The organism is Thauera propionica (assembly GCF_002245655.1).
GTDB classification, from domain to species: Bacteria; Pseudomonadota; Gammaproteobacteria; order Burkholderiales; family Rhodocyclaceae; genus Thauera; species Thauera propionica.
This window is the reverse complement of record NZ_NOIH01000005.1, coordinates 58,349-69,540: the sequence shown is the minus strand read 5'-3', so window position 1 is coordinate 69,540 and position 11,192 is coordinate 58,349. Positions and strand designations below refer to the sequence as shown.

The 11,192-nt window shown below is 66.7% G+C and carries 9 protein-coding genes; 1 reads left to right on the top strand and 8 read right to left on the bottom strand.

The features are described from left to right. From CGK74_RS05645 to CGK74_RS05635, 3 genes are all read right to left on the bottom strand, one after another. The coding region (locus CGK74_RS05645) for a HAMP domain-containing protein (RefSeq protein ID WP_133091787.1) at nucleotides 1–1,160 on the bottom strand (1,160 nt) is incomplete at its 3' end. 133 nt (nucleotides 1,161–1,293) lie between these two features. Then, the gene (gene lolD / locus CGK74_RS05640) at nucleotides 1,294–1,989 is read right to left on the bottom strand and encodes a lipoprotein-releasing ABC transporter ATP-binding protein LolD (protein ID WP_094267527.1); all 696 of its coding nucleotides are present in this window, start codon (nucleotides 1,987–1,989) and stop codon (nucleotides 1,294–1,296) included. Next, nucleotides 1,982–3,238 carry a lipoprotein-releasing ABC transporter permease subunit gene (locus tag CGK74_RS05635; RefSeq protein WP_094267526.1) on the bottom strand — a complete coding sequence of 419 codons (1,257 nt, stop codon included), beginning with the start codon at nucleotides 3,236–3,238 and terminating at the stop codon, nucleotides 1,982–1,984. The genes lolD and CGK74_RS05635 overlap by 8 nt, the downstream gene beginning before the upstream one ends. Nucleotides 3,239–3,414: 176 nt before the next feature. Here CGK74_RS05635 and CGK74_RS05630 point away from each other — a divergent pair, with 176 nt between their 5' ends. Next, complete coding sequence (locus tag CGK74_RS05630; RefSeq protein WP_240498636.1) at nucleotides 3,415–5,388, top strand: GGDEF domain-containing protein; 1,974 nt, start codon at nucleotides 3,415–3,417, stop codon at nucleotides 5,386–5,388. Nucleotides 5,389–5,425: 37 nt separating this feature from the next. Here the strand turns inward: CGK74_RS05630 and CGK74_RS05625 are convergent, their stop codons facing one another. The 5 genes from CGK74_RS05625 to parS all read right to left on the bottom strand — a co-directional run bounded on the left by CGK74_RS05625 (nucleotide 5,426) and on the right by parS (nucleotide 11,136). Further along, nucleotides 5,426–7,537, bottom strand: coding sequence for a YgiQ family radical SAM protein (locus CGK74_RS05625; RefSeq protein ID WP_240498637.1), 2,112 nt, complete (start codon nucleotides 7,535–7,537; stop codon nucleotides 5,426–5,428). A 210-nt stretch (nucleotides 7,538–7,747) separates the two neighbouring features. Next, nucleotides 7,748–9,178, bottom strand: a complete 1,431-nt coding sequence (locus CGK74_RS05620; protein WP_094267524.1) for a putative bifunctional diguanylate cyclase/phosphodiesterase — start codon at nucleotides 9,176–9,178, stop codon at nucleotides 7,748–7,750. Then, complete coding sequence (locus tag CGK74_RS05615; RefSeq protein WP_165770046.1) at nucleotides 9,175–10,005, bottom strand: phosphate/phosphite/phosphonate ABC transporter substrate-binding protein; 831 nt, start codon at nucleotides 10,003–10,005, stop codon at nucleotides 9,175–9,177. The genes CGK74_RS05620 and CGK74_RS05615 overlap by 4 nt, the downstream gene beginning before the upstream one ends. Nucleotides 10,006–10,153: 148 nt before the next feature. Beyond that, nucleotides 10,154–10,666 (bottom strand): RES family NAD+ phosphorylase, encoded by a 513-nt coding sequence (locus CGK74_RS05610; protein WP_094267522.1) that lies wholly within the window; start codon nucleotides 10,664–10,666, stop codon nucleotides 10,154–10,156. Continuing rightward, entirely contained in the window at nucleotides 10,666–11,136 is a 471-nt protein-coding gene (gene parS, locus CGK74_RS05605; protein ID WP_094267521.1) for a type II RES/Xre toxin-antitoxin system antitoxin, read from the bottom strand. The genes CGK74_RS05610 and parS overlap by 1 nt, the downstream gene beginning before the upstream one ends. Between the last annotated feature and the right edge of the window lie 56 nt (nucleotides 11,137–11,192).

The following is an 11,192-nucleotide window of genomic DNA, read 5'->3' as shown; positions in this document are numbered from 1 at the left end:
ACGTTGAACTGCGCTGCCACTTCCGACAGCTCGTCGCGCGCCGAGAAGTCGACCCGCGTGCGGTAGTCACCGGCCGCGTAGCGCTTGGCCCCGGCCGACAGCTCGCGCACCGAGCGCACGATCGCCAGATACACCGCAGTGAAGAGGTAGCCCGCCACCAGCATCGCCACCGCCGACAGCACGATCTGGAAGCGCAGCCGCTCCGACAGCTCATCGAGCCGTTGCTGCAGCAGCTGCCCGGTCTGCGGGCGCAGCACTTCGTCGAAGTTGCGCACCGCCGTGCTGATGGCCTGCGTGGTGAGGTCGAAATAGGCCGGCGGCGCCAGCGTGAACTGCTGCTCGAGGATGTCGCGCGTGACCGCCTGACGCACGCTCGCCACCGCGGCGGCAATCTCGGTGCGCGACCGCTCCAGCGCCCCGCCGATCGCCGTGTTGGCCTTGCCCGCACGCTCCAGGCTCTCGAGCAGCGTGGCCTCGGTACGCGCGATATCGGCGAGCAGCGCCACCATCGCATGTTCGTCGCCACGCAGCACCTCGCGGCGCGCGATGATGTTGGTGCCGCGCCCGCGAATCTGCCCTAGTCCTTCGCTGAGTTGCGGCAACGAGGTCAGCAGCGGTCCGATGAGGTTGGAGGTTGCCGGATCGGGATCCCGCGAGAGCCCCGACACCTCGCCGAGGTCGCCGATCCAGCGCAGCAGGCTCGCGATCGCAACGCTGTGCGCCTTGAAGCTCTCCGGCGCTGGCATGGTTGGCGCGCTGGAAACGAGCCGCTGAAGCTCGCTGCGCACGGGTGACCAAGCGCCCTGCAGCGGCACCCAGGCGGAATCGGTCGCCATGGACGTCTCGAGCCTGGCGACGGCGCCTTCCAGTTCCCTCGCGACTGCATCACGCTTCGGGATCAGCTCGGTACTGCCGCCCAGCACGCCGGCGTTCAGGCCCCGGTGCTGCTGCGTCAGCAGGACCACAGCAAAGCCGGCATCGAACAGCGTCAGGCCGGCGATCTCGCGCTCGGCCACCGTCATGTCCTCTCGCAGACTGACGAAGATCTGCGCCAGCAAGGCCGCGGCCGACAGGCCGCAGACCAGCAGAATCAGGCTGAACTTGAGCGGGTAGTTGAGTCGATCCAGGAGGCGGACCGCAGGGAGGAAGAGGGTTTTCATGTCTTTATGCCGGCCTGGGCCGGTTGTCGTTCTTGATGCGACAAATTATCGACACGAGGAACCCACAACTAATGACCGGCGTCAAGCGACAGACCGCACTCCCCCTTTTCCGTCCATGAGCGTGACCCAGTTCTCAGCCGAGCCGCCCGTCGGTCAGGCGCAACGTACGCTGCGCCCGCGCGGCCAGGGTTTCGTCGTGGGTGACGATGACGAAGCTGGTCGACAGGCGCTCGTTGAGCGACAGCATCAGGTCGAATACGGCTTCTGCAGTCCGGCGGTCCAGATTGCCCGTCGGCTCGTCGGCCAGCACGCAGGCCGGCTGCGTCACCAGCGCCCGCGCGATCGCTGCGCGCTGGCGCTCACCGCCCGACAACTCGCCCGGCGCATGCGTGAGGCGGTGTCCCAGCCCCACTTCGCGCAGCATCGCCGCCGCCTGCTCGTCCGCCGCAGCCTTGTCGACACGGCGGATGTAGAGCGGCATCGCCACGTTCTCAAGCGCGGAGAACTCGGGCAGCAGGTGGTGGAACTGGTACACGAAACCCAGGGCGCCGTTGCGCAGGCTGCCGCGCTCGGCCTCCGACAAGGTGGAGAAATCGCGCCCCATGAGCCGCACCGATCCGGCACTGGGCACATCCAGTCCACCCAGCAGGTGCAGCAGGGTGCTCTTGCCCGAGCCCGAGGCACCGACGATCGCCACGCGCTCTCCGCGCTGCACAGAAAGGCTCACCCCGTCGAGCACAGCCACCGCGTCCGCGCCCTCACGGAAATGCTTCGCCAGCCCGTCGCAGGCCAGTACCGGATCATCCTGCTTCATCGCAGCCTCACTCATAGCGCAGGGCCTCCGCCGGATTCACGCGCGACGCGCGCCAGCTCGGATACAGCGCCGCGAGCAGCGTCAGCACGAAGGACACCGACACGATGCTGATGACGTCGGCGGGCAGCACCTTGGACGGCAGCTCGTTGATGTAGTAGATCTCCTTGTTCCACAAGGTCGCGCCGGTAACGGCCTCGAGCGCCGGGATCACGACGTCGAGGTTGTTGGCGATCGCCAGCCCGCCGACGACACCGGCCAGCAGGCCGACCAGGCCGATGATCGAACCCTGCAGCACGAAGATCGTCATGATCGACGCGGGGCTCGCGCCCAGCGTGCGCAGGATCGCGATATCGGCGTACTTCTCCTGCACCGCCATCACCAGCGTCGACACGATGTTGAATGCGGCGACGGCGACGATCAGGAACAGGATCAGGGTCATCATCGTTTTCTCCAGTGCGACGGCACGGAAGAAGTTGGCGTGACTGCGCGTCCAGTCGTTGACCATCAGGCCCGGTTCGGTGATCAGTCCGGCCAGCTCGCGGGCCACGCGCGGCGCCGCGAATAGATCCGCCAGCTTCAGGCGCACGCCGCTCACCGCGTCGCCCAGCCGGTACAGGGCCTGAGCATCCTCGACATGCACCAGGGCCAGGCCCGAGTCGTACTCGTACATGCCGGCCTCGAACACCCCGACCACCTCGAACTGCTTGACCCGCGGCAGCACGGCCGCCGGCGTCACCAGCCCCTGGGGCGCAATCAGCGTGACCTTGTCGCCGAGCTGGACGCGCAGTGCCAGCGCCAGGTCCCGCCCCAGCACGATGCCGAAACGGCCCGCCTGCAGCGCATCGAAGCTGCCGGCTTTCATGTAGGCGCCGAAGTCGGCCACCTTGTCTTCCTCGCTCGGGATCACGCCGCGCACGATCGTGCCGCGCACCCCTTCGTCGAAGGACAGCATGCCCTGCTCCTGCACGTAGGGCGCGGTTGCCAGCACCGAGGGATGGCGCCTGGCATCCTCGGCGACCTGTTGCCAGTTGTAGAGCCCGCCGTCCATGCTCTGCACCTGAACATGCGATGCGACGCCGAGGATGCGCGAGCGCAGTTCGTCCTGAAAGCCGTTCATTACCGACAACACGACGATCAGCGCGGCAACGCCGAGCGCAATGCCCAGCATCGAAACGAAGGAGATGAAGGAGATGAAGCGGTTGCGGCCCTGGGCACGCTTGCGCGAGCGGGTGTAGCGCAAGCCGACGAGAAATTCGTAGCGCATCGATTGAACGTTGAGTTGGGGAATGCGACTGGCCCGGCATTGTGCACGTGGACCGCTCTGCGTGGCCAGCGCGAATGGCATCGGACTGTAAGCGCCGTCCGGTACGGAAATGCCGGCATACTGGCCCGGCACCCCGTTTCGTGGAACACTCACGACACGCAGAACGCAGGAGAGCCATGATGGCGCAGCCAGACGACGCACCGGCGATCCGGCCGCAGGGGCTGCTCGACCAGAGCGCCGCGGCCTGGATCGTGCTTGGCGCCCTGCTGCTGTTCACGCTCACGATGTGGCGTTTCTTCGACGCCCAGCGCGAAGACCGCTCGCACGACCGCTTCCTGCACCAGGTGGACAACGCCCGCAGCGCATTGAAGAGCCGCATGCAGGCATACGAGCAGGTACTGAACGGTACCGCCGGGCTCTTCGCGGCAAGTGCGGAGGTGAGCCGTGCCGAATTCCGCCGCTACGTCGAATCCCTCGAACTGGACGACGCCCTGCCGGGCATCCAGGGCACCGGCTTCGCCCTGATGGTGCCGGGCACCGAGCGCCTTGCCCACGAGGCGGCCGTGCGTGCCGAGGGCTTCCCCGACTATCGTATTCATCCGGAAGAGGCGAGAGACACCTACAGCACGATCCTGTACCTCGAGCCTTTCGAGGGGCGGAACCTGCGGGCCTTCGGCTACGACATGTATTCCGAACCCATCCGCAGGGAGGCCATGAACCGCGCGCGGGACACCGGCCGCGCCGCGCTGTCCGGCAAGGTCGTGCTGGTGCAGGAGACCGAGGAAGACGTGCAGGCCGGCTTCCTGATCTACCTGCCCATCTACCGCGGCGACGCCGTCGACGACGTGCTGAGCCGGCGTGCCTTGCTGGTCGGATTCGTCTACAGCCCCTTCCGCGCCCATGACCTGATGCAAGGGGTCTTCGGCGACGCAAGCGGCACGGCAAGGCGTGACGTGGAGATCGAGGTCTATGACCTCGAAGCCGATGCCCGGAACCTGCTCTTCACGTCCCGCACACCCGATCACACGCCCCGCTTCACCACCGATCGCACGGTCGAATTCGGCGGGCGGGTATGGGTCGTTCGCTTCAGCAGCAGCGCGCAGTTCGAGCGGGACATGCACCGCATCGAGCCCTACCTTGTGCTCCTCGCCGGCATCGTCGTCGACATCCTCATCTTCGCGGTGATCTACGGCAGCGTGCGTCATCGCCGCAAGATGCGCCGGGCGGCGTTGCGCCTTGCCGATAGCAGGGACGAGTTCCGCACGCTGGTCGAGAACGTGCCCGGCGTGGTTTTCCGCTGCGCCCCCCGGCCGCCCTGGCGCATCCTGCACATCAACAAGGGCATCCTCGACCTGACCGGCGAGCCGCCGGAGCACTTCATCGAGGGCGAGCACCCGCTTGCCGAAATCATCCACCCCGACGACCGCCCGCGGATCGAGGAGACGATGATGTCGTCGATCCTGGCGCAGGCACCATATGAAGCCGAGTTCCGCGTCCGTAGCCGCTTCGGTCAGGTGCATTGGGTCAGCGCGCGCGGGCAGGCCTTGTTCGACCGCAACGGCAGCGCACGCTGGGTGGACGGCGTGATGCTGGACATCACCGAGCGCCGCGCGGCCGAAGCGGCCATCCGCCAGCTCGCCTTCATCGACCCGCTGACCCAGCTACCCAACCGCCGCTTCCTGCTCGACCGCCTGCGCCAGGGGCTCGCCAACAGCGATCGCACCCGGCGCTGCGGCGCCCTGCTCTTCATCGATCTCGACCACTTCAAGGACGTCAACGACACCCACGGGCACGAAGCGGGTGACAGCGTGCTGACCGAGATCTCGCAGCGGCTCAAGCACAGCGTGCGCGAAGGCGACACGGTCGCGCGCCTCGGTGGCGACGAGTTCATCATCATGCTCGAGAACCTGGGCGATACGGCGGAGGACGCGACCGAGAAGGCCGAGGCCATTGCCAGCAAGGTCCTTGCTGACCTCGGCGCGCCACTCACCGTGGGCGGTCACGCCGTGACCACGACGCCCAGCATCGGCATTTCCATCTTCTGCGGGCAGGATCCGGGCGCCGACGAACTTCTCAAGCGCGCCGACCGCGCGATGTACCGCGCCAAGGCCGCTGGCCGCAACCGTATCGCGCACCATACCGCCCTCTGACGGAGCGCCACCCGTGCGCAGCCAGGCCGCGCCGGGTTCAGCGCGGGCGACGTGCCGCGCGCGGCGCGGCAGGCGCCGCCGGCTTCTCGCGCCGGCCCTTGTGCGCTGCCGGAGCGGCTGGCTTGCGCTTGCTACAGCCCTCGCGACCAGCGGCCGGCACAGCCGCTGCGGGTTGCTGGCGCGGCACCAGGCAATTGGGCCCGTTACCGATCAGATCCGCCCGTCCCATCTGGATCAAGCCCTCACGCAGGATCGGCCAGTTCTCCGGGTCGTGCCAACGCAGGAAGGCCTTGTGCAGCTTGCGGATCTTGCCGGCACGCGCCGTCTCGACCGTCTCGGACTCCGCCGACACCTTCCGCAGCGGGTTCTTGCGCGAGTGGTACATCGTGGTCGCCAGCGCCATCGGCGTGGGCAGGAAGGTCTGCACCTGGTCGAGGCGGAAGTTGTGCGCCTTGAGCCACAGCGCGAGGTTCAGCATGTCCTCGTCGGTGGTACCCGGGTGCGCTGCGATGAAGTACGGCACCAGGTGCTGCTTCTTGCCCGCGAGCTTCGAGTACTTCTCGAACATGCGCGCGAACTCCTCGTAGGCGCCGATTCCCGGCTTCATCATCTTGGAGAGCGTGTTCTCCTCGGTGTGCTCGGGCGCAATCTTGAGCAGGCCGCTGACGTGATGGGTGACGAGTTCCTTGACGTACTCGGGCGAGCGCACGGCCAGGTCATAGCGCAGGCCCGAGCCGATGGTGATGCGCTTGACCCCGGGCACCGCCCGCGCCTTGCGATACAACTGGACCAGCGAGGAATGGTCGGTGTCGAGGTTCTCGCAGATGCCGGGATACACGCAGGACAGGCGGCGACAGTTCTCCTCGATTGCCTTGCTCTTGCACGCCATGCGGTACATATTGGCAGTCGGCCCGCCGAGGTCGGTGATGTGGCCCTTGAAGTCGGGTGACTTGTCGCGGATCTCCTCGATCTCGTGAATGATCGATTCGTGCGACCGGCTCTGGATGATGCGGCCCTCGTGTTCGGTGATCGAACAGAAGGTACAGCCGCCAAAACAGCCGCGCATGATGTTGATCGAGAACTTGATCATGTCCCAGGCCGGGATGCGCGCATCGCCGTAACTCGGGTGCGGTGCGCGGGCGTAGGGGCGGTCGTAGACGAAGTCCATCTCGGGCGTGGTCAGCGGCACCGGCGGCGGATTGATCCACACGTCGCGCGCACCCGGCCCTTCGCCGTGGCACTGCACCAGCGCGCGCGCGTTGCCCGGGTTGGATTCGAGGTGGAACACCCGAGAGGCGTGGGCGTACATCACCAGGCCGTCCTTCACCTGCTCGTAGGACGGCAGCCGGATCACCGTGCGTGCGCGGTCGGCGCGGCGCGCGGCCACCCTTTCGGCCGCCGGCACGATGCGCACCGGCTGCGCACCGTCGGCGGCAGCCTTGGGCGCGGCGGCCGTCGGCTCCATCGCGTAGGGGTCGGGATGCGCGTCGATGCGGCCCGGCTTGTCGAGCGCCAGTGAATCGATCTCGTGCCAGTCCCCGGACGGCTGCCAGCCCGGCTTGACCATGAAGGCGGTACCGCGCAGGTCGCGAATGGATTCGATCGGCTCGCCTGCCGCCAGGCGGTGGGTCAGCGCCACCAGCGCGCGCTCCGCGTTGCCGAACAGCAGGATGTCGGCCTTCGAGTCCGGCAGCACCGAGCGCCGCACCTTGTCCGACCAGTAATCGTAATGCGCGATCCGGCGCAGCGAGGCCTCGATGCTGCCAATGACGATCGGCGTACCGGGGAAGGCCTCCCGGGCGCGCTGCGCATAGACCGTGACCGCGCGGTCGGGCCGCTTGCCCGCCTCGGCGTTGGGCGTATAGGCGTCCTCGGAGCGGATCTTGCGATCCGAGGTGTAGCGATTGACCAGCGAATCCATGTTGCCGGCGGTGATGCCGAAATACAGGCGCGGCTTGCCGAGCGCACGAAAGGCTTCGGCGGAGTGCCAGTCCGGCTGGCTGATGATGCCCACGCGAAAGCCGTGCGCCTCCAGCAGGCGTCCGACCAGGGCCATGCCGAAACTGGGGTGGTCGATGTAGGCGTCGCCGGTCACCAGGATGACGTCGCACTGGTCCCAGCCAAGCGCCTCCATCTCCTTGCGCGACATGGGCAGGAAGGGAGCGGCGCGGTAGCCGGCAATGGCACCGGAGAGGAGGTCGGGAAGCGCGGGTGCCGCGGCCTTCAGCGAGGTCATGGAAGTGGGGTGTGGACGCATGATGGGCGCCATTGTATCGGTCGTCGCAGCGCGAAGCGTCCCTGCTGCAAATTCGTGGGGCGAGCGCAAGCTGAAAGGCAGTGAGCGACCCGCCGAAACCGTTCAGCAAGCCTCGGCCGGAACGAGCGCAGCCAGCGGCTCGGGACGGTGGCAGTGAAAGCCCTGCGCGTAATCAATGCCCAGACCTTCGCAGGCCTCGAGTATCGCGGCCGACGAGACGAACTCGGCGACGGTACGCAGACCGTTCGCGCGCGCCAGGGTCACCATCGCCGCAACGGTCGCACGGTCGGCGGGATCGCGATCGAGATGACTGACGAAGAGGCCGTCGATCTTCAGGTAGTCGACCTCGAAACGCTTGAGGTACGCAAACGAGGAGAGTCCGCTGCCGAAGTCGTCCAGCGCGACCGACGCCCCCATCTTGCGCATGCGATCGATAAACCCCAGTGCGGCTTCCAGGCTGGCGATCGCGCAGCTTTCGGTGATCTCGAAGCACAGGCGCTCCGGATCCACCCCATTGTCTCGAATCGTGCTCGCAACGAAATCCGGGAAACGTTCATCGGACAGACTGGCGCCAGAGACATTGATCGCAAGACGGCCGACAACAGGCGCCGTATCTTGTGCCTGCCAGGCGGCCAACTGCCGGCAACAAGCCTCGACCACCCAGCGATCGATGTAGCCCATCAGGTTGTAGCGCTCCGCAGCACGTATGAACGCCCCGGGCGGCTCGATGCCGCCTTCCGCGTTCCGCACGCGCAGCAGGACCTCGGCGTGAGCCGGCAGTCCCTCCGACAGTGGCATGAGGCGCTGCTGAAACAGCACGAAGCGCCCGGCCGCGAGCGCCTCGTCGATATGCGAGATCGCGCGCAGATCCTCGTCGCGCTGGCGGAAGTATTCCTCGTTCGGGTCGAAGAGGCGCACCCGGTTGCGCCCGAGTTCCTTCGCGCCGAAGCACGCGGTATCCGCGGCAATCATCAATGCCTTGGGGCTCAGGCCAGCCGCTTTGCTGGAAGCAACGCCGATGCTGGCACCAACGCGGTAGGAACGTCCCTCCCAGATGAAAGGCGTACCCCGGACTTCCGCGATGATCTCGGCAGCAAGCCCTGCCCCGTGGGTCTCGTCGACACCGGTCAGCACGACGCCGAACTCGTCACCGCCGAGACGCGCAAGAAACCGCCTGCCAACCCGTGCCGACAGGCGTTGCGCAATGCCGACCAGCAGTTCGTCGCCAGCGGCATGGCCGCAACTGTCATTGACCGCCTTGAACTGGTCGAGGTCGATGTACAGGACTACAACCGGATGCGTTGCGGAATCTCCCAGCACCGCCTGCAGATGCGTCTCGAACGCGCGGCGGTTGAACACCTGCGTGAGCGGATCGTGACTGGCCTCCGTGCGCGCATTGGTCTGATGGTCGAGGTAACGCTCGATCAACAACAGATTGGTGATGAACAGCAGCCCCAGCACCACTGCGCCAACAATCAGGCCCGCGCCTACGAGGCGTGCGCGGAAGGAACGCGGTAGCAGTGAGATCGTCATTGCGGCAGAACACCCTCGAGTCCGGCCCTCATGACCGTCAGGCGCGCAAGGGAGCGAACGCCTTCCAGTTCTGCCCGGTCGACGGGCCGAAATCCGCCAAACCCCGTCCGTTCGAAGAACGCCCGGCCTTCGACCGAACCCGGGAAGGTCGCCAACGCCGCCCGGATGCCACTGATCACCCCCTCGCCCAGGCGCGAGTGCGCAAGCATGACGATGTTGATCGTCCAGTACGAGAGCGGGATTGACGCAAGCCGGACTCGCACGTCGTCCGGCATCTGCCTCAGTGCGTGGGCCGCGCTGAAGCAGGCATCGGCCTTGCCGAGGGCCACGGCGGTCATCGCTGCCCCGGCCGTGGCGTACTCCTGCATGCGGTAATGTCCGGGTTCCGAAAGCCCGAGATCAAGCATTGCCTTCTCGCCGGCCAGCGTCGCGAAAGCAAGGCGGCTCGAGACGGCGATGGTGCGGCCGGCAAGTCCGGCGAGCGAGTCGATGTCGCTATCGGTGCGCACAATGGCGATCAACTCCACCGCGGACGAATAAGTCACCAGAGGCACGTATCCCCCCTCGCTCGCGATCAGCGCGAAATGAGGCGGCGCGATCAGGAGGTCGTGACGAGCGCCGATGATATCGAGCAGGAAACTGCGGAAATCGGGCGCCGTATACATGCCGACCGGGTGCCCGAGCCTCTCTGCGACATGCAAACGGATGGGCTGGTGTGTATTGAGCAGGGCGATCGCCGAATTGAGCGGCACGATGCCCAGGCTGAGTTCGTCAGGCCGGCGTGCAAAAGCAATTGATGCGACCGCCGCAAGCGGGATCGCCTTCAACAACCGCCTTCGCAGACTCGACATTGACCCTAGCTTCCAATCGGACCGAGCAAATACAGGGCCTCGATCATACCTGCGGGACAACCTGGGGGCGATACGTCCTTCAGCCCATGCCCGACGCAAGCCATCGGAACGCGCTGGCGCTCCTTTACCACAAGCGCCGATCGGGCCGGTATTCAACGCGCCGCGTCGCCACCCGCCGCGCATCGGGGTGAGTCGGGTTCAACAGGTAGTTCCATCCCACCGGCACCACGACCGAGGGCACGCGCAGTAACAGCGACGCGCCACGCGCCAGCCAGTCGTCGCCGAGGCGCTGAGACACCGTGATGCCCACCGACCAGTCGACGTTGTCCGCATCCCAGCCTTCAGGAGGCTCGACCGTCTCGGCGGCGGTCACGGCTGCCGCGGGCAGGATCACCTCGACGGCGACCAGGTCCCGCGGGGGACGCAGCGGCGTATGTACCCGCTTCTCGAGCTGCGCCAGCGCAAGGCTGTCTGCCAGGTAGATGACCGGTCGGCCGACGCTGTTCCAGCGACCACCGACGGCCGCTGCACCGTTGCCTGCGCACGAGAAATCCTCCGCCGCGCACAGCCGCGTACCAGTCTCGAGGTCGACCCAGTCCTGTGCCAGCCGCCACAAGGTGGCCGTGCGCACAGCCATCAGGCTGCGGTGCCGGCCATGATGCGGCGCAGGGCGTTCATCACCGCCTGGTGGCCCGGTGTGGTGGCAAGCAGTTCGATGGGGATCGCGCCGCCCAGCGCCGGGATGGGCGCGGCCAGCCACTCACGGGCGGCGGCTTCGTCGCCGAACACGCGCGCAGCCGCGCGCTCGACATCGATCAGGCGCGCGACGCGGTCGGAGTCATCCTGCGACAAGGGCTTGCCCTCTCGCACGCGGCGGTCGTAGGTGGCAGGCGCCACACCCAGCAGTTGCGCAAGACTGCGGCCGCTGCGGCCGAAACGATGAGCGAACGCATCCAGCGAGCCGGTCTCGAAGCCCTCACGCACCATGTGGTCGCGCTCGAGCGCAGACGCGGCATGCAGGTAATGTTCGATGTTCGCTCCGCCAAGGGCGCCGCGAACAGCGTAAGCCGTCGCGGGTTCGCGGGCGGGGGACGTTGTCGTCTTCATGTTCGACCCATGTAATCATGTGATTGACTAATTTGGATCAATTGAAGACCTCTTGC

What these genes read in the sequence shown, in the direction of transcription:
- CGK74_RS05610 (WP_094267522.1), bottom strand. Translation starts at nt 10,666, where the DNA reads ATGGCTGTGCGCACGGCCACCTTGTGGCGGCTGGCACAGGACTGGGTC.
- CGK74_RS05630 (WP_240498636.1), top strand. Translation starts at nt 3,415, where the DNA reads ATGATGGCGCAGCCAGACGACGCACCGGCGATCCGGCCGCAGGGGCTG.
- parS (WP_094267521.1), bottom strand. Translation starts at nt 11,136, where the DNA reads ATGAAGACGACAACGTCCCCCGCCCGCGAACCCGCGACGGCTTACGCT.
- CGK74_RS05635 (WP_094267526.1), bottom strand. Translation starts at nt 3,238, where the DNA reads ATGCGCTACGAATTTCTCGTCGGCTTGCGCTACACCCGCTCGCGCAAG.
- CGK74_RS05620 (WP_094267524.1), bottom strand. Translation starts at nt 9,178, where the DNA reads ATGACGATCTCACTGCTACCGCGTTCCTTCCGCGCACGCCTCGTAGGC.
- lolD (WP_094267527.1), bottom strand. Translation starts at nt 1,989, where the DNA reads ATGAGTGAGGCTGCGATGAAGCAGGATGATCCGGTACTGGCCTGCGAC.
- CGK74_RS05625 (WP_240498637.1), bottom strand. Translation starts at nt 7,537, where the DNA reads ATGTCGCGCAAGGAGATGGAGGCGCTTGGCTGGGACCAGTGCGACGTC.